The organism is Kluyvera sp. NPDC087067, from assembly GCF_044745165.1.
Lineage (GTDB): Bacteria > Pseudomonadota > Gammaproteobacteria > Enterobacterales > Enterobacteriaceae > Kluyvera.
Genome location: NZ_JBIUZS010000008.1, coordinates 185,545 through 209,496 on the forward strand (window position 1 = coordinate 185,545; position 23,952 = coordinate 209,496).

The window sequence follows — 23,952 nt, forward strand, 5'->3', positions numbered from 1 at the left end:
CAGGCAACCGGCTGGATGTACGACCGTGTTGACGGGGCTTTGGGCCCCGGCCTGACTCTGAAATCTCATTTTTATTTAACCAGCCCTGTCTTATTACGACAGGACGGCTAGATTATGCGCGTAACTTAACGTCGATTGCGTCTTGTACGCGGGTATTGCGGGAGGTGTCTTGCGTGTGCTGACGGCCTGATACATCGAGAACTTCCTGGTTATTCACCAGTTCACCTAAGGTGATATTGTTCAGGAAACCGGTCAGACGGTCGCTCAGGTCGCGCCACAGTGCGTGGGTTAAACATTTGTCGCCGCCCTGGCAGCCACCTTTCCCCTGACAGCGGGTGGCGTCAACGGATTCGTCCACCGCGCTAATCACTTCACCCACTGCGATGTGGATAGCTTCTTTACCGAGCAGATAACCGCCGCCTGGACCACGTACGCTGGACACCAGTCCATTTTTACGCAGACGGGAAAACAGCTGCTCCAGATAGGAGAGTGAAATTCCCTGACGCTCAGAAATATCGGCCAGTGGTACCGGGCCCGATTCGGAGTTGAGTGCAACGTCCAGCATCGCGGTCACGGCGTAACGCCCTTTAGATGTCAGTCTCATGTCTTACTTAACCTCAAACTCGCCCCTGCCCGGGGTTTTTAATATAATAATGGGGGTATTGCATAGCAGGGCCAAGTCTGACATTCCCGACTAAAACAGTCAACTATTTACTTGACTAAATTAGTCAGGTATTTGGCGTTCCGTGCGATATGGGTTTGCCGGATGGCGCTTTGCTTATCCGGCCTACAAATCGCGTGGCCCGTAGGCCGGATAAGCAAAGCGCCGTCCGGCATTAACGCGGTTACTTGCCTTTATTCTGCTGCTCAATCGACGCCAGAATCCCACGCAGGATATTCAGCTCCTGGCTTTCCGGGCGCGCGCGGGTGAACATGCGGCGCAGCTTGCTCATAACATGTCCCGGGTGGTTTTCACGGATGAAGCCGGTAGACAGCAGCGTCTGCTCAAGATGGCCGTAGAAACGTTCCAGATCGTCCACCAGCGGATACGGGGTTTCTTCTTGCTCAACCACCGGCGCATCGCTTTCCTGCGTTGCCAGCCAGGCCATCCGCACTTCATAAGCAATCACCTGCACCGCCATCGCCAGGTTCAGCGAGCTGTATTCAGGGTTGGCGGCAATCGCCACATGGTAGTGGCACTTCTGCAATTCATCGTTGGTCAGGCCTACGCGCTCGCGACCAAATACCAGCGCAACCGGCGCATGAGCACCTTCTGAAACGCTTTTCAGGCCGCATTCGCGCGGATCGAGCATCGGCCACGGCAGCGTGCGAGAACGCGCGCTGGTGCCGACCACCAAACTACATCCGGCCAGCGCTTCGTCGAGTGTGTCGACGATTTGCGCATTACCAATCACATCACTGGCGCCCGCCGCCAGCGCGATGGCCTGCGAGTCGGGTTTGACCAGTGGATTAACCAGCCACAGGTTAGTTAAGCCCATGGTTTTCATAGCGCGGGCAACGGAGCCCATGTTGCCGGTGTGAGAGGTTTCAACCAGCACGATTCGAATATTTTGCAGCATTGTCTGTCTTCGTCTAAAGATTATTCAGCCATATTATCATAAAACGGAGACATGTTCTGTTCTCGCTGCTATACTCTGCGCCGTTTTCCCGTTCTTTAACATCCAGTGAGAGAGACCGATGCATCCGATGCTGACCATCGCCGTGCGCGCAGCGCGCAAGGCGGGTAATGTAATTGCCAAACACTATGAAACGCCTGACTCTGTTGAAACGAGCCAGAAAGGCAGTAACGATTTCGTGACTAACGTCGATAAAGCCGCCGAAGCGATTATTATCGAAACAATCCGCAAATCTTACCCGCAACACACCATTATCACCGAAGAAAGCGGTGAACATGTTGGCGAAGATCAGGATGTTCAATGGGTTATCGATCCACTGGATGGCACCACCAACTTTATCAAACGCCTGCCGCACTTCGCGGTATCTATCGCAGTACGCATTAAAGGCCGTACTGAAGTCGCCGTTGTTTACGATCCGATGCGTAACGAACTGTTCACCGCCACTCGCGGTCAGGGCGCACAGCTTAACGGTTACCGTCTGCGTGGCAGCATCGCTCGCGACCTCGATGGCACCATTATCGCCACCGGCTTCCCGTTCAAAGCGAAGCAACACGCTCCTGCTTATATGAAAATGCTCGGCAATATGTTTACCGAATGCGCGGACTTCCGCCGTTCAGGTTCTGCTGCGCTGGATCTGGCCTACGTGGCTGCCGCACGCGTTGACGGTTATTTCGAAATTGGCCTGAAACCTTGGGATTTCGCCGCAGGCGAACTGATCGCTCGTGAAGCTGGCGCACTGGTATGCGACTTTACCGGCGGCCACAACTACATGATGACCGGCAACATCGTTGCAGGTAACCCACGTGTCGTGAAATCCATGCTGGCAAACATGCGTGATGAACTGAGCGAAGCGCTCAAGCGCTAAGTCCAGACAACAGATCACAAAGAGGCTCGTTCACGAGCCTCTTTTTTTTGCCCCTTCCCCAGAATTATCTCGATTCGCGTTACGCCTGAATCCGTCGTCTATACTTAACCTTTTGTAAGCCAAAAGGAGAACGAGGATGACAATTCATAAGCACGGTTCAGCGCACTGGTCAGGCGATATCAAACACGGAAAAGGAACGGTCTCTACCGAAAGTGGCGTTCTTAACCAGCAACCTTACGGCTTTAACACCCGTTTTGAAGGCGCGAAGGGTACCAACCCGGAGGAGCTTATCGGTGCGGCTCATGCGGCTTGTTTCTCAATGGCGCTGTCATTGATGCTGGGCGAGGCGGGTTACACCGCCGATACCATTGATACCACCGCGGATGTTTCGCTCGATAAGAAAGATGGCGGTTTTGCTATCACCAAAATTGCGCTGCAAAGCCAGGTCAAAGTCCCGGGTATTGATCCAAAACAGTTCGATGGCATTATCCAGAAAGCGAAAGCGGGTTGCCCTGTATCGCAGCTATTGAAAGCAGAAATCACCCTGGACTATAAGCTGAATTAATTCATTCCAGGCGCTCTATTGCGGGCCACTTTCGGTGTCCCGCAATCACTTTTAGCCCGACGTCAGAATGCCCTGAGTCCTCGAGACACAGGCACCGCACTGCCCCACATTACCACTGCCGCCACCACTAAAATCACGCCCCCGGCTAAAGCCAGCGTACTCCAGCCAATCTGTCGCCACAGTACCGGCGTTTTTTGACCACCGAGTTTTACCGCAAGCGTTCGGAACGTATGTACCAGCAGCGCCAGAGAGGTAATGGTCAATGATGTTCCCGCTGCCATCGCCAGCGCCGAAACGACTCCCCAGGTAAAGACGCCAATCACTTTACTAAACAACAACACCATAATTGCCCCGGAGCACGGGCGCATTCCCATCGACAGTACGACAATCGTTCTGGCACGCCAGTCGTCGCCTTCTCGCAACTGCTCAGGATTGGGCATGTGCTGGTGTCCACAACCACAGCCATAATGATGAACATGGTGCGGCGTAAACGCGGTGAATTTTGGTTTGCGTAATAGCGCGCGCAATCTTTTCACCGCTCGCCAGCACAGCAGTAACCCAAGTACGCCCACCAGCGCGTAACTCCCCTTCTCTAACCAGAAGCTGCTTAAATGCAGCTGACGCGCGGGAAGTTGCAAAAGGGTAAGCACCACAACCACCAGACCGATGGCGACGAGTCCTTGTAATAAAGAGGCCGCCAGCGTCAAAGCAATGCTCGATTTTAATTTTGAGGGATGAGTCGCAAGCCAGGTGGCGATGACCACTTTACCATGTCCTGGCCCCAGCGCGTGCAGCACGCCATAGACGAAACTAAACAGTAATAGTGCGCCGCCCGCCTGCCCGGGATTTTCCGCCACCGCCTGTAACAGGCCGCTCATCTGCTGGTTGACTTCACGCTGCCAGATAACGCTTTTAATCATCACCTGCGGCCAGAATTGCCAAAGCCACAGCAGACCGACCAGCGCGGCAACAAAAAACAGCACCAGCGGCCACAGCTGTAACCAACGGCGTGAAGGGCGTCTGCTCACGGAAATCACTGACATTGTACGGTCACCTTCTGGGCAAACTGTTTACCCAGCTCCATATCTTCTTCCGGCGCATCTTCTTTATCGAGCGACTGCGCGTAGGAGAGCATATCTTCATTAGGTTTTGGCGTATGAACGCTGACTTTACATGCGCCGGTAAAATCAGGAGCAAAGGCAACATCGTCTTCCTTCTCGTAGCTCATATCGACATAGTAGGTTGGATCGAAGGTCGAGAACGTGAAGGTTTGCCCGGCAAGCGTTTGCGGCGTCGCCAGCGGTAAGGTAAAGGTTAATACCGCCTGATGCCCCTGCCGCGCGAGACCATAGGCCGTTGGCAAATTCTCAAACTTCACTTTTTTACCGTTATGCCAGAATTCGGTGAAATAATGCTGCCCCAGAACGTTGGCCATCACTTCTGCCGCCAGCTTCTTCCACACTTCATCGCCCGGCTTCGCATTACCCGCGTCATACAACAGATCGGCTGAGGTTAATTCGTCCATCACCCAGCGCATTTTCATGCTGGTGAGTTGACCGTCGCTGACCACCAGTTGGTTGGTGATGGTGATAAAACTGTGCGGGTGAGCGCGGACACTTAGCGATAAAACCGCAAGAAACACCAGAACCACGCATTGTTTCACTCTCTTCATCCGTTCCTCAGTGAAAAATTCTGTGACCGCCGCCAGCATTCCTTAGCGAAAGCCCATTTGCTGTCGTTATCTTTTGTCTACGCTTATTGCTACTACCTGCTACTGGATGACATCAGATGATGAGCGTACTTGAAACCCCATCTGTGCTTTCCAGTCCGCAGCGCCGCTGCCAGGCGCTGCTGATGCTGTATCTCCCAGGACATTCCATTACGCCGGAATACATTGGCAAAGTGAATAATGTCGATGTTTCAACCGTCCGGCAAGATCTCGTTGATGCCGGCCTGGAGATCGAGCGTTACCATCGTCTGGCGATCGCCACCCTGGCGAATGGCTGCTATCGGATTGAAGGCACCCACCTCGACCAGCGTCTGTGCTTACTGCACTGGCTGCGCCGCGCGTTGCGCCTGTGCCCGCATTTCGTCGCCCATCATTTTACACCGGCCATCAAAACGCAGCTCAAACAGCTCAAAATTGCCCGGACACTGTATGACGAAACCAATCTGGAGGCGCTGGTCAATCGCTGCGCGCGTGGGTTACAGCGCGAGTTTGAGTCCCGGGACGGGCAATTTTTACGCCTCTACCTCCAGTATTGTCTTTTGCAGCATCATCAGGGTCTAAGCCCAGAGTTCAGCGTGCTGCAAAGTGCCTGGACCCAATCGACGATGGAGTATCAGATATCGGCCGATATCGTCCGTCACTGGCAGCGACGCGTGATGCAGACGCCAAATCCCAACGAGCAGCATTTTCTTGCGTTGCTCTTTATGCTGCTCAGGATACCCAACCCGCACTATGACGGCCGCGACCAGGACCGGCAGCTCCATCTGGCGGTTTCACGTCTTGTTGACCATTTTGGCGAGCGCGCAGGCTGCCGCTTTACCGACGAGCAGAGCCTGCATAATCATCTTTATGTCCATCTCTCGCAGGCGCTCAATCGCTGTGTTTTTAACATCGGGATTGATAACAACCTGCCGGAGGAGATCCACCATCTCTATCCCCGCCTGATCCGTACCACCCGTGAGGCGCTTACCGATTTTGAGGCCCGATTTGCCCTGCGCTTTAGCGATAACGAGGTGGCCTTGATTGCGGTGATTTTTGGCGCCGGTCTTATGCGGGAGAGTGAATTACATGAAAAACAGGTGGTGTTATTGACCGGTGATAATCCCGCCCTTGAGCAAGAAATTGAGCAGCAGCTGCGGGAGCTGACCCTGCTGCCGCTTAACGTGAAGTATCTGGCGGCACAAACGTTTCAGACAGAGGGTGCGCCGAAAGACAGCACGCTCATCATTTCGCCCTATGCCATCGCCCTGCCGCTGTTCTCGCCGCCGCTGATCCATGCCGAACAGCCGCTCAGCGAGCATCAACAGCAGCATATTTGCAAAATACTGGAGACTTAACTCGTCACCGCTTTCGGCCGCAATACCACCGCCGGAAGCGCCACCAGCGCCATCACCCAGAACAGCCCCTGATGCAGATGCTGGTAGAGGAAACCGGAGAACATGGTCATCACCGCGATACTGCCGCCCATTGCCACCGCCGAGTAGACGGCCTGAAGGCGGATCACCTCACTGCCCTGACGCGCCGCAATATAGCGCATCGCCGCCAGATGGCAGACGGTGAAGGTTCCGCAGTGAAGAATCTGGATCAGTATCAGCCACGGCAGGCTTGTACTCCAGCCCATCAGCCCCCAGCGAATCACGCCACAAACCGCCGACAGTAAGAGCAGGTCGCGGGCGCTGAAGCGGCGGAAAACTTTTTTGCTGAGCGCAAACGTCACCACTTCCGCCACGACGCCTAACGACCATAAATAACCAATCGCTGACGCCGAATATCCTGCCCCCTCCCAATAAATGGCGCTGAAGCCATAATAGGCGGCGTGCGCGCCTTGCAACAGACTGACGCAGGCCAGAAAACGCCAGTTGAGCGAGACCAGGCGACGCCAGGCCAACCAACCGACGGACTCCTGATGGCGAGATTCCCCCAGCGGCATCACCGACGGTTTTAGCAACATGCCCAACAGCATAGAGGCGATACCGAGGCTTAGCATCAGCAAAATCGCCTGATAGCCGTAGAGGCTCACCAGTTTGCCGGTCAGCGCGGAACCTATCACAAAAGCGATGGAGCCCCACAGCCGCACCCGACCATAGTCCATGGTTATCTGTTTTTGCCAGGTATTTGCCAGCGCATCCGTTAGCGGTACGAGCGGCGAGAAGAAAAGGTTGAAGCCAATCATCACCACCATCAGCCAGGCCACGTGGGTTCCGGCCCAGAACATCAGCGCGAACAGTAAGGTCATCAGCGCCAGAATGCGCAGCACGCGAATGAGCCTGGAGGGGTCGCTGACACGCGGCGCGATAAGCAGACTGCCGAGAAAACGGGCCACCAGCCCTGCGCCTAATAACATTCCGATGGTTTCAGGTGTTAGCCCCGCGCCTTTGAGCCAGACGCTCCAGAAAGGCAGAAAAATACCGTAGCTAAAGAAGTAGGTAAAATAGCTGAGCGCCAGCCAGCGCGTGGAGTGCAAAACCATGGGTCCTCCCGTTATGGAGACGATAGTTTACTGACTCACACCATACTCTGATGAGCATTAACCTTCTGGCTTAGCAAATAAATGTGATGTACATCACCTTTACTCAGCCGACCACGTCGATTCATAGGCACAATTGGTTACTGCCCATTATTGGGCGTCGGGGCACACTGTCAGCACGAATATCCCTAATCAGGAATAAGCATGAAATCTTTGTTCTCTCTCATCGTTATTTTTACGCTGGCAGGTTGCGCGAATAACCCGCCGTCGCCGCAGACGCACAATGGCAATGAAACCGTCTCATCGCTGGATTATCAGGAATGTATTCAGGCGTCCATCAGCGGTAACGGTCAGGCCAGCAGCGCAAAGTGCGATCCGATCCTCAAAGCCTCGCGCTGAGCGTCTGGCCGAAAAACCACCTGCCCGGTATTAAAATTATTCATATAACCGGGCATCAAAGTTAAGCCATGCGCCCATCCCGAAAACGGAATTATTTGCCTGGTGTGGCGGTTCGTAAAATTGTGTATTACGTTTAAATCACACGTACTTACCCAATGGCATTCACATGAACTCAATCCGTTATTTTGATTTTGGCGCATCACGCGACCTCATGTTGCTCATCGCGCGTATCGCCCTCGTGCTGCTGTTTATCCTCTCCGGCTATCCCAAAATGCTCAACTTCGACGGGACGGTGCAATATATGGCATCAACGGGCGCGCCGATGCCTTCGCTGGCAGCGATTATTGCCATTGTGATGGAGGTTCCGGCGGTGATTCTGATAATCCTCGGCTTCTTTACGCGTCCGCTGGCGGTGATTTTTGTTTTCTACACCCTGGGGACGGCCGTTATCGGGCACCATTACTGGGATATGACCGGTGATGCGGTGATGCCGAATATGATTAACTTCTATAAAAACATCAGTATTGCAGGCGGTTTCCTGCTGCTGGCGATTGTCGGGCCGGGAAGAATTTCGCTGGATAGACGTTAAAACAAAAAGTAGCCCGGCCGAGCGCAGCGACGCCGGGAACAGCCCCGGGGGCGGCGTAAACGCCTTGCCCGGGCTACATTTTACAAGCCATAAAAAAGGCCGCTTTCGCGGCCTTTTTTGCATCTTACGGTTAGCGATTACGCGTAAACCGGGAAGCGTGCGCAGATATCCAGCACTTTCGCTTTGATACGCTCAATGTTGGCTTCATCATTGATGTTGTCCAGCACGTCGCACATCCAGCCAGCCAGCTCTTTCACTTCCGCTTCTTTAAAGCCACGACGTGTTACCGCAGGCGATCCGATACGGATCCCGGAGGTGACAAACGGGCTCTTAGGATCGTTTGGTACGCTGTTTTTGTTGACGGTAATGTTTGCGCGGCCCAGTGCGGCATCGGCCTCTTTACCGGTCAGGTTTTTGTCGACCAGATCCAGCAAGAACAGGTGGTTTTCAGTACCGCCAGAAACCACTTTGTAACCACGGTTCAGGAACACTTCTACCATCGCTTTGGCGTTTTTCGCTACCTGCTGCTGGTAAACTTTGAACTCTGGCTCCATCGCTTCTTTCAGCGCCACCGCTTTTGCCGCGATAACGTGCATCAGTGGGCCACCCTGCGCGCTTGGGAACACGGCGGAGTTCAGTTTTTTGTACAGCTCTTCATCGCCACCTTTTGCCAAGATCAGGCCACCGCGTGGGCCCGCCAGGGTTTTGTGAGTGGTGGTGGTCACAACGTGAGCGTGTGGAACTGGGTTCGGGTAGACGCCTGCGGCAATCAGACCGGCAACGTGTGCCATATCCACGAACAGATATGCGCCGATGCTGTCAGCGATTTCACGCATTTTTGCCCAATCAACCACGCCGGAATAAGCAGAGAAACCACCGATGATCATTTTCGGCTTGTGTTCCTGCGCCTGCTTAGCCATGTCTTCGTAGTCAATCTTACCGGATTCATCGATACCGTAAGGCACGATGTTATACAGCTTACCGGAGAAGTTAACCGGGGAACCGTGGGTCAGGTGACCGCCCTGCGCCAGGTTCATCCCCAGAACGGTATCGCCCGGCTGCAGCAGCGCGGTGTAAACCGCGAAGTTAGCCTGGGAACCGGAGTGTGGCTGGACGTTAGCGTAGTCTGCGCCAAACAGTTCTTTGGCACGATCAATAGCCAGTTGCTCAACGATATCAACGTATTCGCAACCACCGTAGTAGCGCTTGCCTGGGTAACCTTCAGCATATTTGTTGGTCAGCTGAGAGCCCTGCGCCTGCATGACGCGCGGGCTGGTGTAGTTCTCGGAGGCGATCAGTTCAATGTGCTCTTCCTGACGTACTTTTTCTTGCTCCATAGCCTGCCATAACTCGGCATCATAATCGGCAATGTTCATTTCACGCTTTAACATCCGCATCTCCTGACTCAGCTAACAATAAAATTTGACCTGAAAAAGGCAGTCCTGTGGGACAACGGCGAACAGTATAACTGATTAGTTGTGCGATAACAGGTCTTGACAAACGAAATTACGCAAACGTTTACCTCCAAGCCATACAAGGGGTTGAGGAATAAAGACCTTCCACAGGCATACGGATTTCTTTTCAGGATTGTGATGTGAATAATTCATGTTGTAACTGCATTAACGCAATATGACAAAGAACCATTTACAAAGCGGGGGTATTTTTATAAGATGCATTTAACATGCAACAATAGATAACATTTAAAGGATGCCTGCCATGCTAGATGCTCAAACCATCGCCACCGTAAAAGCCACCATTCCACTTCTGGTCGAAACCGGCCCAAAACTTACCGCCCACTTTTATGACCGGATGTTTGCCCATAACCCGGAACTGAAAGAGATTTTCAATATGAGCAACCAGCGCAACGGCGACCAGCGTGAAGCGCTGTTCAACGCCATTGCCGCTTACGCCAGCAATATTGAAAACCTGCCAGCCCTGCTGCCAGCGGTCGAAAAAATTGCCCAGAAGCACACCAGCTTCCAGATTAAACCTGAGCAATACGACATCGTAGGCGCTCACCTGCTGGCGACGCTGGATGAGATGTTCAGCCCGGGCCAGGAAGTGCTGGATGCATGGGGCAAAGCGTACGGCGTACTAGCGGGCGTGTTTATTAATCGTGAAGCGCAGATTTATCAGGAAAGCGCCAGTAAAACGGGCGGTTGGGAAGGCACCAGAGCGTTCCACATAGTGAAGAAAACGCCGCGTAGCGCGCTGATTACCAGCTTCGAGATGGAGCCGGTCGACGGTCAGCCGGTTGCTGACTATCGTCCCGGACAATATCTGGCCGTCTGGTTGAAGCCAGAAGATTTTGAATTCCAGGAAATCCGTCAATACTCGTTGACCCGCAAGCCAGACGGCAAAGGCTACCGCATTGCGGTGAAACGTGAAGATGGCGGCCAGGTCTCCAGCTGGCTGCATAATCACGCGCGCGAAGGCGATACCGTCCATCTGGCGGCACCAGCCGGTGATTTCTTTATGGATGTGGCAGACCAAACGCCGGTTACGCTGATTTCCGCAGGCGTGGGCCAGACGCCGATGCTGGCAATGCTCGATACGCTGGCGAAGAATCACCACACCGCTCAGGTTAACTGGTTCCACGCGGCAGAGAACGGTGATGTACATGCGTTTGCCGATGAAGTCAGCGAGCTGGGGCGTTCATTGCCTCACTTCACCGCGCACACCTGGTATCGAGAACCTACCGCGGTCGATAAGGCAAAAGGCGCGTTCGAGAGTACAGGTCTGATGGATTTGAATCGGGTGGAAGGTGCAATCAGCGATCCGGCAATGCAGTTTTATCTGTGCGGCCCGGTAGGCTTTATGCAATTTGCCGCCAAACAGCTGGTGGGATTAGGGGTGAAGAACGAGAACATTCATTACGAGTGTTTTGGCCCGCATAAAGTCCTGTAATTGTGATGCCGGATGGCGCTGCGCTTATCCGGCCTACACACGCACGACGCGGATTAGATAGCCGCGTCGTCTTCTTCGCCGGTACGAATACGGACTACGCGCGCGACGTCAAAGACAAAGATTTTGCCATCGCCGATTTTACCGGTCTGCGCGGTGCGGATAATGGTGTCGACGCAGGTATCGACGATATCGTCGCTCACCACGATTTCAATTTTTACCTTCGGCAGGAAGTCGACCATGTACTCCGCGCCACGATACAGTTCGGTGTGACCTTTCTGACGACCAAAGCCTTTCACTTCCGTTACCGTCATCCCCGTTATACCTACTTCCGCCAGCGCTTCACGGACGTCATCAAGTTTGAAGGGTTTAATAATCGCATCAATTTTTTTCATGGTGTTCCTGTCGTTTTTTTTCGCGTAACCGGTTGCTCACCGTATCATAAATCAGTCGTATGTACGGTGCTACTCTTTAAAATCATTAGCGTCCAGTTCATGGCGCGAGAGCAATTTATAGAATTCGGTACGGTTACGTCCGGCCATTCTGGCGGCATGAGTGACATTGCCTTTGGTGATTTGCAGTAGCTTGCGCAGATAGTTGAGCTCAAACTGATTGCGCGCTTCAACGAAGGTCGGCAGCGCCGTATTTTCCCCTTCTAGCGCTTGTTCAACCAGCGCGTCGCTGATCACCGGCGACGAGGTCAGCGCCACGCATTGTTCGATAACGTTAACTAACTGACGCACGTTACCCGGCCAGTTTGCCGCCATCAGCCGCTTCATGGCATCGGTGGAAAACGCGCGAACGAACGGCTTGTGGCGATCGGCCGCCTGACGCAGCAAGTAGTTTGCCAGCAGCGGGATATCTTCGGTTCGTTCGGCAAGCGTTGGGATCTTGAGGTTTACAACATTCAGACGGTAAAAAAGATCCTCACGAAACTCGCCGCGCGCCATCGCCTTAGGCAAGTCACGGTGGGTTGCGGAGACAATACGAACGTTTATATCCAGGTCACGATTACTGCCCAGCGGACGCACTTTACGCTCCTGTAACACGCGCAGCAGTTTCACCTGCAACGGTGCGGGCATATCGCCAATTTCATCGAGAAACAGCGTGCCGCCTTCCGCGGCCTGAAATAGCCCTTCGCGCTGGCTTACCGCGCCGGTAAACGCCCCACGGGCATGACCAAACAGTTCAGACTCCAGCAATTGTTCCGGCAGCGCGCCGCAGTTGATAGCCACAAATGGCTTGGCGTGGCGCGGGCTGGCGTTGTGGATGGCCTGTGCCAGAATCTCTTTACCGGTGCCGCTCTGACCGTTTATCAATATGCTCACGTCAGACTGGGCCACCATCTGCGCTTGTTCCAGCAGCCTTAGCATCAGCGGGCTGCGGGTGACAATCGCTTCTCGCCACTGTTCGTCCATCGCCGGAGAGGAGCGTTCCAATGCTTCATCAATCGCTTTATACAGCGCGTCTTTATCAACCGGTTTAGTCAGGAAACTAAACACGCCCTGCTGAGTCGCGGCGACCGCATCGGGTATTGAGCCGTGAGCGGTGAGGATGATAACCGGCATACCCGGCTGCGCTTTTTGAATTTCGCTAAACAGCTGGAGGCCGTCCATCTCATCCATGCGCAGGTCGCTAATCACCAGATCGATGCGCTCTTTCGCCAGCACCCGAAGCCCCTGCTGACCGCTTTCCGCCGTCACGACCCGGTAGCCTTCGCTAGAAAGGCGCATTCCCAGCAGTTTTAGCAAGCCGGGATCATCATCGACCAATAACAGGTGCGCGGGTTTACGGTTCGTCATGCTTATCCTCGTCAGATGAACTGCCGTGGGACATATCTGCTCCCGGTTTTCGGCTGGAGAGCTGGCGTTCAATGTCCGTCAGATTTTGCAGCTTCCGGGTGGTCAGATCCAATTCGCCCTGTAATTCCTGCTGCTGCAAGCGTAGCGCATCAAGCTGCGCATCCTGGGTTTCCTGTAATTTGGTGTAGCGCTGACGTTCTTCAGCCAGCGAGAGCTGTAGCCCCTGCCCGTCGCGCCAGACCTGGTAGAGGGGGCGAATTCGCAGCGGGATTTGCGCGCTGAGCGTGTCCATCTCGTTCACCATCCGCCGACGCTCGCCGGGGGTGATTTTGGCATTTGCCAGTAGAATGCCGCGCTTGAAGGCCTGCTGCCAGGTCGCAGCCGTCAGTTGGTTGGCGCGCGCTCGGGCCTCAGCTGCCGCCAGGCGGTCACCGCAATCCATGCCGCGTAGCCAATAGAGCGGATTATTTTCCGCCGCGTCGCCGCCAAACGACCAGATATCGTCGCAGTCGGTCGACAAATAATCGGCCACCTGCTGGTGAGGTTCATTTTCACCCGCGCCGGAATCGGCATTGTGTGGCGTCGACGTGGTGTTGCAGCCGGACAGCACCAGACAGGCAAGGCCAAATAATCCGCCGCGCCACGGCCGCTGTCGCAGACCTGTTCGTGCTAAAAATTGCCGCATAGTCACTCGATATTGATTCATGTGATTGTTTTTTCGAGCACAGGGGCCGGAAGTTCGATGCGAAAACAGACGTTGCCGTCCGGGGTATCGACAAGCACGAGCTCGCCATGCATTTTGCGCACAGAGTCACGCGCCAGACTTAGCCCAAGACCACTTCCCTTCACCGCACCTTTGCGTTGATGGCTGCCCTGATAAAAAGGCTCAAAAATCATTAATTTTTCTGCGTCCGGGATAGCCTTTCCGGTATTGATAACCTCAATGATCACCCTGGCACCTTCCCGGGTGCTACGAAAATAAATGTTACCGGATTCAGTGCCATAGTGCACCGCATTCGAGTAAAGATTATCCAGCGCATTCATCAGTAGCGTCGGCTCTGCCAGGCAGGCGGGCGCCTGTAAATCGGTCCGCGTGTGCATCATTTTAGCCCGTGCAGGGAGGCTGTGCGCGGAAATCACCATTTCAACCAGCGGCGCTAACGTCACCGGCTCCATTCGGATAGCGGTTTCGCTCAATTTACGATTGTAGTCCAACAGTTGTTCAATCAGCGTTTGCAGGTTGCGGCTGCTGCTATCGAGAATCGCCACCACCTCTTTTTGTTCCGCGTTGAGCGGCCCAACCACCTGATCGGCCAGCAGTTCAGTACCTTCACGCATACTGGCAAGGGGCGTTTTAAGTTCATGAGAGAGATGGCGCAAGAACTGGTGGCGCTGAGACTCCAGCCACGAGAGTCGTTCGCTGAGCCAGATAATACGCTGCCCCACCGAGCGCAGTTCGCGCGGCCCCCGGAACATCAACTCCCCCTCCAACGTTTGCCCTTCTCCCAGCCGGTTAATCATTCGTTCAATGCCTTTCACCGGGCCGATAATCATGCGGGTAAACAGTAACATCATCACAAAGCTTACCAGGAACAGCACCAGCGCCTGCCAGCCGAAGAATTGACCGCGCTCGGCAATCGCCTGCTGAAGCTGCTGCCCACGCGAAAACACCACGGTGCGCGTCGCCTGTACCAGCTCACCGTTTGCGCTGGAGAAGGCCGCCAGATTTTCCGCGACCGCTTTTTGCGGGCCGCTATTGGTACAATCCAGATTCGCCAGTTCCTGCAAATTTTGCCGTAACCGCTGATAAAGCGCGTCATCGGGCAGAACACCGGCGTGCGCCTCCAGCATTTCACCATAACGCTTACGTTGATTTTGATACACCTTCGCTAGCGTCGGGTCATCAAGGACGCAGTACTGACGATAACTCCGTTCCATATCCAGCGCGACGTTGGCCATCGCTTCGCTGCGGCGGGAGTCGATAAGCGTGGTGCGGTTAGTCTGCTCGGCCTGCGCGCTCAGTATGTTGAGACTTTGCCAGGCCTGCCAGGCCAGCACCAACAGCGGCAGCAGAATTAACAGGAAGGCCAGCGTAACCAGTTGCCGTAGCGAACGAGGAAAAAGGGAGAGGCGTTTCAAAGGAGGTGTCTCTTTAAAGCAACATACTGGAATGCTAACTGAGGATATCTTCGAGGGAAAGGCCAGAAAGCATAAAGCCGGGCAGAAGCCCGGCTTTATGCTGGAATAAGGCGGTGCCTAACTCAACGTTTCGCCCGATGGTTGATAAAGCAGCGCTATTATCATTTGCTGGACGGCAGGCACCTTGTTGTGCGTCATTCGAAGTTTATGTAGCACGTCCCGAAGGGGCTGACATAAGGAGGTGAATGAGCCACTGATTAATATTATGCACAATGCGTGCCACTCTGCAAAACAATAAATTAACATAATGAAAAATATAGGAAATATACCTATTACCAACCATGTTGTATTTGAGCGTTTTTTGTTCTTTGTGTCGCTAAATAGCAACATCTCTTTTACCTAAAAATAAATACCTTTTAAATCATGCGATTAAATGTCTCTTATTGGAGACACTCTAAAACGGTGTTGTCGGGATTTGCCGACACCTGAGCGATCCCGGGGTCACTGCGTTCGCCCGGGCTACCGATTGTGTAGGCCGGATAAGGCGTAGCCGCCATCCGGCAATCTGCACGAGCGTGCCTGATGGCGCGCAGCGTTCAGATCTTCAGAGGAATACACGATAAAAAAAGCCCCTTGCGAGAAGAGGCTTTTGGCGTGGGAGATAAACGGATTAGCCGAGCTGTTTACGCGCATTGCGGAAGATGCGCATCCACGGGCTGTCCTCGCCCCAGTTTTCTGGGTGCCAGGAGTTAGCCACCGTGCGGAATACACGTTCCGGGTGCGGCATCATGATGGTCACGCGACCACTTTCGCTGGTGACCGCGGTAATACCGTTCGGCGAACCGTTCGGGTTAGCCGGATAGGTTTCGGTCACCTTGCCAAAGTTATCGACAAAGCGCAGGGCCACCAGACCTTTGCTTTCCAGCGCGGCCAGATGAGCGGCGTCACGGACTTCAACATGGCCTTCACCGTGGGAAACGGCGATTGGCATGCGCGAACCTTCCATGCCGGAAAGCAGCAACGATGGGCTGGAAGCCACTTCAACCAGGCTAAAGCGCGCTTCAAAGCGGTCAGAATGGTTGCGCACAAAGCGCGGCCACAGATCGCTGCCCGGGATCAGTTCACGCAGATTAGACATCATCTGACAACCGTTACACACGCCCAATGCCAGCGTCTGCGGACGATGGAAGAAGGTGGCAAACTCATCACGTACGCGGTTGTTGAACAGAATCGATTTCGCCCAACCTTCCCCCGCGCCCAGGACGTCGCCGTAGGAGAAGCCGCCGCACGCCACCAGCGCATCAAAGGCATCAAGGCCGATACGCCCCGCTAACAGGTCGCTCATATGCACGTCGATAGCGTCAAAGCCTGCACGGTGGAACGCTGCCGCCATCTCGACGTGGGAGTTAACGCCCTGCTCGCGCAGAACAGCCACTTTAGGACGCGCACCGGTCGCGATATACGGCGCTGCAACGTCAGCGTTGATATCGAAGGTCAGCTTCACGTTGAGGCCTGGGTCGTTATCGTTAGCTTTTGCCTGATGTTCCTGGTCGGCACATTCCGGGTTGTCACGCAGACGCTGCATCTGCCAGGTGGTTTCTGCCCACCACATACGAAGCGTGGTGCGGCTTTCGCTGAACACCGGCTGACCGTTGGCGGTCAACGTGAAGCGGTCGCCCGCCACCGCCTGACCAAGATAATGTACACAGTCGGCCAGGCCGTGGGCGACCAGAATCGCCTCGACGGCTTCACGATCCGCTGCGCGAACCTGAATCACCGCACCCAGTTCTTCGGTAAACAGCGCCGCCAGACGATCGTCGCCCAAAGCAGCGATATCAGCGTCGACGCCACAGTGACCGGCAAACGCCATCTCTGCCAGGGTGACCAGCAGGCCACCGTCAGAGCGGTCGTGGTAGGCCAGCAGCTTACGCTCGGCCACCAGCGCCTGAATGGCATCATAGAAACCTTTCAACTGCGCAACGTCACGCACATCTGCTGGCTTGTCGCCCAACTGGCGATAAACCTGCGCCAGCGCAGTCGCACCGAGCGTGTTGTGACCTTTACCAAGGTCGATAAGCAGCAGGGCGTTATCTTCGGTTGAGAGCTCCGGCGTGATGGTGTGGCGAACGTCTTCGACACGCGCAAAGGCGGTGATCACCAGCGACAGCGGTGAGGTCATCTCGCGCTGTTCGTTGCCTTCCTGCCAACGGGTTTTCATCGACATGGAGTCTTTGCCAACCGGAATAGTCAGGCCCAGCTCAGGGCACAACTCTTCACCAATCGCTTTGACCGCTTCATACAGGCCAGCATCTTCGCCAGGGTGTCCTGCGGCGGACATCCAGTTGGCGGAGAGTTTAATCTGTTTAATATCGCCAATCTGGGTGGCGGCAATGTTGGTTAACGCTTCGCCAACCGCCAGGCGGGCGGAAGCCGCGAAGTCCAGCAGAGCGACCGGCGCACGTTCGCCAATCGCCATCGCTTCGCCGTAGTAGCTGTCGAGGCTGGCGGTAGTGACCGCACAGTTAGCCACCGGAATCTGCCACGGACCAACCATCTGGTCACGCGCAACCATACCGGTAACGGTACGGTCGCCGATGGTGACAAGGAAGGTTTTCTCCGCCACGGTTGGCAGGTGCAATACGCGGTTCACCGCATCGGCCAGCGAAATATTTTCACGCGCCAGCTGCTCGCCTTTGGCTTTCAGCGTCTGCACGTCGCGGGTCATTTTCGGCGTTTTGCCCAGCAGCACGTCCAGCGGCAGGTCAATTGGCTGATTGTCGAAATGACGGTCGTTCATGGAAAGGTGAAGCTCTTCGGTCGCTTCACCAATCACCGCATAAGGTGCACGTTCGCGCTTGCACAGTTCATCAAATAACGGCAACTGGTCAGCGGACACCGCCAGTACGTAGCGCTCCTGGGATTCGTTACACCAGATTTCCAGCGGGCTCATGCCCGGCTCATCGCTTAAGATATCGCGCAGTTCAAACTTACCGCCGCGCCCACCATCGCTCACCAGCTCCGGCATGGCGTTTGAGAGGCCGCCTGCGCCAACGTCATGGATAAACAGAATCGGGTTGGCATCGCCCAACTGCCAGCAGCGGTCGATAACTTCCTGGCAGCGGCGTTCCATTTCCGGGTTATCGCGTTGTACTGAGGCAAAATCGAGGTCAGCGTCAGACTGACCGGAGGCCATTGAAGAGGCCGCACCGCCGCCCAGTCCGATATTCATCGCCGGGCCACCGAGGACGATCAGTTTTGCGCCAACGACGATCTCGCCTTTCTGCACATGATCGGCGCGGATGTTGCCGATCCCGCCCGCCAGCATAATCGGCTTGTGATAGCCGCGCAGTTCTTCACCGTTGTGGCTGTTCACTTTCTCTTCATAGGTACGGAAGTAGCCGGTTAAGGCCGGACGGCCAAATTCGTTGTTGAACGCCGCGCCGCCCAGCGGGCCGTCGGTCATGATATCCAGCGCGGTGACGATACGATCCGGCTTGCCGAAATCTTCTTCCCACGGCTGTTCAAAGCCTGGAATTCGCAGGTTGGATACGGAGAAACCTACCAGACCGGCTTTCGGCTTCGCTCCGCGCCCGGTGGCACCTTCGTCACGAATTTCACCGCCAGAACCGGTTGCCGCACCCGGCCACGGCGAGATAGCCGTCGGGTGGTTGTGGGTTTCCACTTTCATCAGGATATGGGTCGGCTCCTGATGGAAATCGTAGCGACCGGTGGCGTGGTCGGCAAAGTAGCGCCCTACCTCGGAACCTTCCATCACGGCGGCGTTATCTTTGTAAGCTGACAGCACGTGATCCGGCGTGGTTTCGAAGGTGTTTTTGATCATTTTAAACAGCGATTTCGGCTGTTGTTGACCGTCGATAATCCAGTCGGCGTTGAAAATTTTATGACGGCAGTGTTCGGAGTTCGCCTGCGCGAACATGTACAGCTCAATGTCGTTCGGGTTGCGCCCCAGTTTGTTAAACGCATCTTGCAGGTAATCAATTTCATCATCAGCCAGCGCCAGGCCAAGGCGGATGTTGGCGTCAATCAGCGCCTGACGTCCCTGCCCTAGCAGGTCAACGCAGCCAACCGGTGCGGGCGTATGATGAGCAAACAGTTTTTGTGCATCTTCGAGAGAGTCGAATACGCTCTCCATCATTCGGTCATGCAGTTCTGTGGCAACGGCTTGTACCTGCTCAGCGGTCAGGCTGGCCGCGTCAAGATAGTATGCGACGCCGCGTTCTAAACGCAGAACCTGCGGTAGGCCACAGTTGTGGGCGATGTCGGTAGCTTTTGAAGACCAGGGAGAGATAGTGCCAGGGCGGGGAGTGACGAGCAGCAGTTTTCCGCTCGGCGTATGGCTGCTTAGGCTTGGGCCATACTGCAACAGTCGCACAAGCCTGGCCCGCTCTTCTTCATTAAGCGGCGCTTCCAGGTCGGCAAAATGGACATACTCAGCGTATATATTGCTTACCGGGAGGTTGGCTGCCTGAAAACGCGTCAGCAGTTTGTTAATGCGAAATGCAGACAGTGCAGGCGAACCACGCAGAATTTCCATCATAAGTCTCTCGTCTTCTCAGCTTTCAGTGTGCGCAATGGGGGGAGAACGGGCGCTATTATAGAGAATCCTGCGCCGCGACGAAACCGTTTGCGTCGAAATAAAATCAGCGGCGCGCTTTACCAATAGGTGTGACCTACTTCTCGAATCAGTTGCCAACTGGCGTAATGTTAAGCAAAATGCCGCTCAATCTATAGCAAACCGTAACGTCGTCAGGGATTTATACTTACATCTGGGCGAATTAACTATTTGAAAAAACTTAAGATTAATTATCTGCTCATCGGCGTTGTCACGCTGTTGCTGGCAGCGGCCCTATGGCCCTCCATTCCCTGGTTTGGTAAACCAGAAAACCGAATCGCCGCGATCCAGGAGCGGGGGGAGCTGCGCGTCAGTACCGTGCATTCTCCGCTGACCTACAGTACCTATAATGATAAAGATATCGGCCTCGATTATGAGCTGGCGCAGCAGTTTGCGGATTACCTTGGCGTAAAGCTAAAAATCACCGTGCGTCAGAACATCAGCCAGCTTTTTGATGACCTCGACCATAACAATGTCGATATGCTGGCGGCGGGGCTGGTCTATAACAGCGAACGGGTCAAAGACTATCAGCCAGGCCCGACCTACTACTCCGTATCGCAGCAGCTGGTTTATCGCGTGGGCAACACGCGGCCACGAAGCCTGAGTGACATCGGCGCAAACCAACTCACCGTCGCACCCGGGCAGGTTGTGATTAGCGATCTGCACAATTTAAAACAAAAGAAGTATCCCGACCTGTCATGGACCGTGGATGATAAGCGCGCGTCGGTCGATCTAATGCAGGCCGTTATCGATGGCAAGCTGGATTACACCATTGCGGATTCAGTAGCTATCGGTCTGTTCCAGCGCGTGCATCCTGAACTGGCGGTCGCGCTTGATATCACCGATGAGCAGCCGGTCACCTGGTTTAGCCTGCAGGATGATGACAATACGCTTTCTGCGGCGATGCTCGACTTCTTCAATAATATTAACGATGACGGTACGCTCGCGCGTCTTGAAGAAAAGTATCTCGGGCATGGCGATGATTTTGACTATGTCGATACGCGCTCATTCCTGCGCGCGGTCGATAACGTGTTGCCCGATTTGCAGCCGTTGTTTGAAAAGTATGCCAGCGAGATTGACTGGCGTTTGCTGGCAGCGATTTCCTATCAGGAGTCGCACTGGGATCCCCTCGCCACCTCCCCGACCGGCGTGCGTGGTCTGATGATGCTGACGAAAAATACGGCCCAAAGTCTTGGGTTAACCGATCGCACCGACGCTGAGCAGAGCATCAGCGGTGGGATGCGTTACATTAAAGATATGATGGACAAAGTTCCAGATACCGTACCGCAAGGCGAACGCATCTGGTTTGCGTTGGCGGCGTATAATCTTGGCTATGCCCATATGCTCGATGCCCGGGCGCTTACGGCTAAGCAAAAAGGCAATCCTGATAGCTGGGCCGACGTAAAGCAACGTCTGCCTTTATTGAGCCAGAAACCGTGGTATAGCAAGCTCACCTACGGCTATGCCCGTGGACATGAAGCTTACGCCTACGTCGAAAATATTCGTAAGTACCAGATAAGCCTCGTCGGCTATTTGCAGGAAAAAGAGAAACGCGAAATGGACGAGAAGGCGATTGCCGAGGCCTACCCGTCGGTGTCGCCAGATGAGCTGCATCAGGGCGACAATGCCTTTGGCCTGTTCTCGTTTTTACGCCGCAGCGATTACAGCAACGGCGACCCGTCGCTGCTGAGATTCTCGCCGAACAAATAAATGGTCTTTTAAAAATGCCTGATGCTCAGCATCGCCGGTGAGTGTTTTAGTTGGCGGAGAGGGGGCTACGGAAACCTCCCGGCGGCGCTGCGCTTGGCCGGGCTACAAAGGAATGTCATTCGGTGCCGCAGGATTCAACTTGTAGCCCGGGCGAGGCGTTTACGCCGACCCCGGGATTGGCCCCGTCGATTAATCGTTTTTTGCCGCCTGCTTTAACGCTTTTTGCTGCTGACGACGGTGGCGGAAGAAATCGCTCAGCATCGCTGAACATTCGTCCGCCAGCACGCCTTCGGCAATCTCCACCCGGTGGTTCATTCCAGGGTGATGTAAAACGTCAATTAACGAACCTGCGGCGCCGGTTTTAGCATCACGCGCGCCAAACACCAGATTACCAATACGACTGTGCACCATGGCGCCAGCACACATCACGCAAGGTTCCAGCGTTACATACAGCGTGGTATCGATAAGCCGATAGTTTTGCAACACCAGGCCGCCCTGGCGTAACGCCATGATTTCCGCATGCGCCGTGGGATCGTGTCGACCAATCGGGCGGTTCCAGCCCTCACCTATCACCTGGTTTTTATGCACCAGCACGGCGCCCACCGGCACCTCCCCTTCATCCCAGGCGCGTTTAGCCAGCATCAGCGCATGGCGCATCCAGTATTCATGATTGAGTTCAGTGTCAGACAACGTGGGGACTCCAGATGATAAAACGCCGCGCATTATACACAATATTCATCAAAGAGCAGCGCAGGCTTATTCAAGCTGCTCCAGCTCACCGCGTGGCGTGACGCGCCAGCGGTGCTCACAGAAATACAAAAGCGGGTTATCCTGCTTACTGTCGCTGTAACCGCTGTAAAGGCGTAGCGGCGTACCTAAGCGCTGTTCAAGCTGTACCACTTTCTCATGTCCCAGGCAGCGAACGGATAAAACACGCCCACCCAGGGCGCGACGCATCTGACTACCAATTAAGTTAACGCGCGACATCCACGGCGCATCGCCGTAAGCCCGTTCGACCAGCGTCTGCGGCGATCCGGTAATCAGCCAGACATCGGCATCCTGTCGGCTTAAGTAACTGTCTAAACGCTGCTGTACCACCGGGAACGGCGTAACCGTCGCGCGGAACCATATAATAAAGCTCGCTTCCAGTGCATTGAGCGTCGCTTCACGGCGCGCAAAAGTACAGCCCCACAGCAGCGCGCTCATTGGCCAGCGTGCGGCACGTCCCTTTATCAGCATAGCGACGCCGATAATCGGCAGCAACGGCAATACCAGCAGCATATTGAGCGGCAAGCGGCGCAGTAAATAACGGATAAATGCTCCGAAGAGATCCTGCTGATGTAATGTGCCATCAAGATCGAAAAATACCACATGGCGAGAATGGCTTGGCAAAAGAGACTCCTGTCATTCGTTATCAGTTCAGGTTATAGGTTAACAGATTGATGGTCGGCTTTCGCCCAACGGCAATTCGTCAGATAGTTAGCGAAAAATCAACGCTATTCACCTTAGATGGAATATTTAATTCGAATTATTCCGTTATAATAGAATACATAATTCTTTCAAACGCGTAGATTACTAACGGGCACGACGTTGCCATTTTTGCCCGAGAGGTGGTTATGAATTGTTTAATCAGTATACGTCAGCGTTATCCCCAACTGGCGCAAAGCGACAGAAAGCTGGCGGATTTTATTCTGGCGCAGCCGGATGCAGCACGTCACTTAAGCTCACAGCAGCTAGCAAGCCAGTCCGGGGTGAGCCAATCCAGCGTGGTGAAATTTGCTCAGAAGCTCGGTTTTAAAGGTTTTCCAGCCCTGAAACTGGCCTTAAGTGAAGCGCTGGCCAGCAACGTCAATCCGCACTCCGTGCCGGTGCATAACCAGATTTGCGGCGATGATCCCCTACGTCTGGTCGGCGAGAAACTGATTAAAGATAACGTGGCGGCCATGCACGCCTCGCTCGACGTTAACAGCGAAGACAAACTGGTGGAAACGGTCACGCTGCTGCGTAACGCTCGGCGCATTATTCTGACTGGAATCGGCGCATCAGGCCTGGTGGCGCGCAATTTTAGCTGGAAGCTGATGAAAATCGGCTTAAATGCGGTTTCTGAACTGGATATGCACGCCCTGTTGGCGACCGTTCAGGCCATGTCGAAGGACGATTTGCTGCTGGCTATTTCCTATTCCGGTGCCCGCCGCGAGATCAATCTGGCAGCGGATGAAACGCTACGGGTTGGCGGTAAAGTGCTCGCGATTACGGGATTCTCACCTAATACGCTGCAGCAGAAAGCAACACACTGCCTCTACACCATCGCCGAAGAACAGGCGACGCGCAGCGCGGCTATCTCGTCCACCAGCGCGCAGATGATGCTCACGGATTTACTGTTTATGGGGCTGGTGCAGCAGGATCTGGAAAATGCCCCGGAGCGCATTCGTCATAGCGAAGCGTTGGTGAAAAAGCTGGTTTGATCGACAGTGCTATCACCACATAAAAGATATGGCCTGAGTGGAAAATGA

At 54.5% G+C, this 23,952-nt stretch carries 21 protein-coding genes and 1 pseudogene; 8 read left to right on the forward strand and 14 right to left on the reverse strand.

All coding sequences use genetic code 11. The features are described from left to right. Positions 1-112: 112 nt before the first annotated feature. Together iscR and trmJ are read right to left on the reverse strand one after the other, a co-directional pair. Positions 113-604: a Fe-S cluster assembly transcriptional regulator IscR gene (gene iscR, locus ACIPDS_RS19075; RefSeq protein ID WP_062774545.1), complete on the reverse strand. Its 492-nt coding sequence runs from the start codon at positions 602-604 to the stop codon at positions 113-115. A 241-nt stretch (positions 605-845) separates the two neighbouring features. Continuing rightward, positions 846-1,580, reverse strand: a complete 735-nt coding sequence (trmJ, locus tag ACIPDS_RS19080; protein WP_279216204.1) for a tRNA (cytosine(32)/uridine(32)-2'-O)-methyltransferase TrmJ — start codon at positions 1,578-1,580, stop codon at positions 846-848. Positions 1,581-1,698: 118 nt separating this feature from the next. Here trmJ and suhB point away from each other — a divergent pair, with 118 nt between their 5' ends. Then, entirely contained in the window at positions 1,699-2,502 is an 804-nt protein-coding gene (suhB, locus tag ACIPDS_RS19085) for an inositol-1-monophosphatase (RefSeq protein WP_400739164.1), read from the forward strand. A gap of 136 nt (positions 2,503-2,638) precedes the next feature. Beyond that, a complete protein-coding gene (locus tag ACIPDS_RS19090; protein ID WP_400739167.1) occupies positions 2,639-3,067 on the forward strand; it encodes an OsmC family protein in 429 nt (142 codons plus the stop codon). Between the two features lie 62 nt (positions 3,068-3,129). On the opposite strand, the gene ACIPDS_RS19095 is transcribed toward ACIPDS_RS19090, so the two are convergent. Further along, positions 3,130-4,110, reverse strand: a complete 981-nt coding sequence (locus tag ACIPDS_RS19095) for a nickel/cobalt transporter (protein ID WP_400739170.1) — start codon at positions 4,108-4,110, stop codon at positions 3,130-3,132. Next, positions 4,101-4,739, reverse strand: coding sequence for a DUF1007 family protein (locus ACIPDS_RS19100; RefSeq protein ID WP_400739173.1), 639 nt, complete (start codon positions 4,737-4,739; stop codon positions 4,101-4,103). The genes ACIPDS_RS19095 and ACIPDS_RS19100 overlap by 10 nt, the downstream gene beginning before the upstream one ends. 116 nt (positions 4,740-4,855) lie before the next feature. Here ACIPDS_RS19100 and csiE point away from each other — a divergent pair, with 116 nt between their 5' ends. After that, the gene (gene csiE / locus ACIPDS_RS19105; RefSeq protein ID WP_400739175.1) at positions 4,856-6,133 is read left to right on the forward strand and encodes a stationary phase inducible protein CsiE; all 1,278 of its coding nucleotides are present in this window, start codon (positions 4,856-4,858) and stop codon (positions 6,131-6,133) included. Here the strand turns inward: csiE and ACIPDS_RS19110 are convergent. Continuing rightward, positions 6,130-7,266, reverse strand: a complete 1,137-nt coding sequence (locus tag ACIPDS_RS19110; protein WP_400739178.1) for a 3-phenylpropionate MFS transporter — start codon at positions 7,264-7,266, stop codon at positions 6,130-6,132. The two genes, csiE and ACIPDS_RS19110, sit on opposite strands and share 4 nt — an antisense overlap. 201 nt (positions 7,267-7,467) lie before the next feature. Here ACIPDS_RS19110 and chiQ point away from each other — a divergent pair, with 201 nt between their 5' ends. Continuing rightward, on the forward strand, positions 7,468-7,662 hold the full coding sequence (chiQ, locus tag ACIPDS_RS19115) for a ChiQ/YbfN family lipoprotein (protein ID WP_166515973.1): 195 nt from the start codon (positions 7,468-7,470) through the stop codon (positions 7,660-7,662). Here chiQ and ACIPDS_RS19120 read toward each other — a convergent pair. After that, positions 7,662-7,742: pseudogene (locus tag ACIPDS_RS19120) on the reverse strand (hypothetical protein); the annotation flags it as partial. The gene chiQ and the pseudogene ACIPDS_RS19120 overlap by 1 nt on opposite strands. 86 nt (positions 7,743-7,828) lie before the next feature. Between ACIPDS_RS19120 and ACIPDS_RS19125 the strand changes: the two are divergent. After that, the gene (locus ACIPDS_RS19125; protein WP_400739182.1) at positions 7,829-8,251 is read left to right on the forward strand and encodes a DoxX family protein; all 423 of its coding nucleotides are present in this window, start codon (positions 7,829-7,831) and stop codon (positions 8,249-8,251) included. A 137-nt stretch (positions 8,252-8,388) separates the two neighbouring features. On the opposite strand, the gene glyA is transcribed toward ACIPDS_RS19125, so the two are convergent. Beyond that, on the reverse strand, positions 8,389-9,642 hold the full coding sequence (gene glyA, locus ACIPDS_RS19130) for a serine hydroxymethyltransferase (protein WP_166515971.1): 1,254 nt from the start codon (positions 9,640-9,642) through the stop codon (positions 8,389-8,391). Positions 9,643-9,967: 325 nt separating this feature from the next. On the opposite strand from glyA, the gene hmpA reads away from it, so the two are divergent. Beyond that, positions 9,968-11,158, forward strand: coding sequence for an NO-inducible flavohemoprotein (gene hmpA / locus ACIPDS_RS19135; protein ID WP_400739186.1), 1,191 nt, complete (start codon positions 9,968-9,970; stop codon positions 11,156-11,158). A gap of 53 nt (positions 11,159-11,211) precedes the next feature. Here hmpA and glnB read toward each other — a convergent pair whose 3' ends face one another. The 5 genes from glnB to purL form a co-directional block, all read right to left on the reverse strand. Then, positions 11,212-11,550, reverse strand: coding sequence for a nitrogen regulatory protein P-II (glnB, locus tag ACIPDS_RS19140; RefSeq protein ID WP_058913214.1), 339 nt, complete (start codon positions 11,548-11,550; stop codon positions 11,212-11,214). 69 nt (positions 11,551-11,619) lie between these two features. Further along, entirely contained in the window at positions 11,620-12,957 is a 1,338-nt protein-coding gene (glrR, locus tag ACIPDS_RS19145) for a two-component system response regulator GlrR (protein WP_166515969.1), read from the reverse strand. Continuing rightward, a complete protein-coding gene (qseG, locus tag ACIPDS_RS19150; protein ID WP_400739190.1) occupies positions 12,944-13,642 on the reverse strand; it encodes a two-component system QseEF-associated lipoprotein QseG in 699 nt (232 codons plus the stop codon). The genes glrR and qseG overlap by 14 nt, the downstream gene beginning before the upstream one ends. 17 nt (positions 13,643-13,659) lie before the next feature. Continuing rightward, positions 13,660-15,096, reverse strand: coding sequence for a sensor histidine kinase (locus ACIPDS_RS19155; protein ID WP_400739193.1), 1,437 nt, complete (start codon positions 15,094-15,096; stop codon positions 13,660-13,662). Positions 15,097-15,766: 670 nt separating this feature from the next. Continuing rightward, positions 15,767-19,654, reverse strand: coding sequence for a phosphoribosylformylglycinamidine synthase (gene purL / locus ACIPDS_RS19160; protein WP_400739196.1), 3,888 nt, complete (start codon positions 19,652-19,654; stop codon positions 15,767-15,769). 246 nt (positions 19,655-19,900) lie between these two features. On the opposite strand from purL, the gene mltF reads away from it, so the two are divergent. Further along, the gene (mltF, locus tag ACIPDS_RS19165; RefSeq protein ID WP_400739199.1) at positions 19,901-21,439 is read left to right on the forward strand and encodes a membrane-bound lytic murein transglycosylase MltF; all 1,539 of its coding nucleotides are present in this window, start codon (positions 19,901-19,903) and stop codon (positions 21,437-21,439) included. 189 nt (positions 21,440-21,628) lie between these two features. Here mltF and tadA read toward each other — a convergent pair whose 3' ends face one another. After that, positions 21,629-22,129 (reverse strand): tRNA adenosine(34) deaminase TadA, encoded by a 501-nt coding sequence (gene tadA / locus ACIPDS_RS19170; protein WP_400739202.1) that lies wholly within the window; start codon positions 22,127-22,129, stop codon positions 21,629-21,631. 66 nt (positions 22,130-22,195) lie between these two features. After that, positions 22,196-22,831, reverse strand: a complete 636-nt coding sequence (gene yfhb / locus ACIPDS_RS19175) for a phosphatidylglycerophosphatase C (protein ID WP_400739205.1) — start codon at positions 22,829-22,831, stop codon at positions 22,196-22,198. 224 nt (positions 22,832-23,055) lie between these two features. Here yfhb and ACIPDS_RS19180 point away from each other — a divergent pair, with 224 nt between their 5' ends. Next, the gene (locus tag ACIPDS_RS19180) at positions 23,056-23,904 is read left to right on the forward strand and encodes a MurR/RpiR family transcriptional regulator (protein WP_400739208.1); all 849 of its coding nucleotides are present in this window, start codon (positions 23,056-23,058) and stop codon (positions 23,902-23,904) included. The last annotated feature ends 48 nt before the right edge of the window (positions 23,905-23,952 follow it).

Excerpts from the sequence above, each read along its gene's own strand:
- iscR (WP_062774545.1), bottom strand. The coding sequence starts at position 604 with ATGAGACTGACATCTAAAGGGCGTTACGCCGTGACCGCGATGCTGGAC.
- trmJ (WP_279216204.1), bottom strand. The coding sequence starts at position 1,580 with ATGCTGCAAAATATTCGAATCGTGCTGGTTGAAACCTCTCACACCGGC.
- suhB (WP_400739164.1), top strand. The coding sequence starts at position 1,699 with ATGCATCCGATGCTGACCATCGCCGTGCGCGCAGCGCGCAAGGCGGGT.
- ACIPDS_RS19090 (WP_400739167.1), top strand. The coding sequence starts at position 2,639 with ATGACAATTCATAAGCACGGTTCAGCGCACTGGTCAGGCGATATCAAA.
- ACIPDS_RS19095 (WP_400739170.1), bottom strand. The coding sequence starts at position 4,110 with ATGTCAGTGATTTCCGTGAGCAGACGCCCTTCACGCCGTTGGTTACAG.
- ACIPDS_RS19100 (WP_400739173.1), bottom strand. The coding sequence starts at position 4,739 with ATGAAGAGAGTGAAACAATGCGTGGTTCTGGTGTTTCTTGCGGTTTTA.
- csiE (WP_400739175.1), top strand. The coding sequence starts at position 4,856 with ATGATGAGCGTACTTGAAACCCCATCTGTGCTTTCCAGTCCGCAGCGC.
- ACIPDS_RS19110 (WP_400739178.1), bottom strand. The coding sequence starts at position 7,266 with ATGGTTTTGCACTCCACGCGCTGGCTGGCGCTCAGCTATTTTACCTAC.
- chiQ (WP_166515973.1), top strand. The coding sequence starts at position 7,468 with ATGAAATCTTTGTTCTCTCTCATCGTTATTTTTACGCTGGCAGGTTGC.
- ACIPDS_RS19125 (WP_400739182.1), top strand. The coding sequence starts at position 7,829 with ATGAACTCAATCCGTTATTTTGATTTTGGCGCATCACGCGACCTCATG.
- glyA (WP_166515971.1), bottom strand. The coding sequence starts at position 9,642 with ATGTTAAAGCGTGAAATGAACATTGCCGATTATGATGCCGAGTTATGG.
- hmpA (WP_400739186.1), top strand. The coding sequence starts at position 9,968 with ATGCTAGATGCTCAAACCATCGCCACCGTAAAAGCCACCATTCCACTT.
- glnB (WP_058913214.1), bottom strand. The coding sequence starts at position 11,550 with ATGAAAAAAATTGATGCGATTATTAAACCCTTCAAACTTGATGACGTC.
- glrR (WP_166515969.1), bottom strand. The coding sequence starts at position 12,957 with ATGACGAACCGTAAACCCGCGCACCTGTTATTGGTCGATGATGATCCC.
- qseG (WP_400739190.1), bottom strand. The coding sequence starts at position 13,642 with ATGCGGCAATTTTTAGCACGAACAGGTCTGCGACAGCGGCCGTGGCGC.
- purL (WP_400739196.1), bottom strand. The coding sequence starts at position 19,654 with ATGATGGAAATTCTGCGTGGTTCGCCTGCACTGTCTGCATTTCGCATT.
- ACIPDS_RS19180 (WP_400739208.1), top strand. The coding sequence starts at position 23,056 with ATGAATTGTTTAATCAGTATACGTCAGCGTTATCCCCAACTGGCGCAA.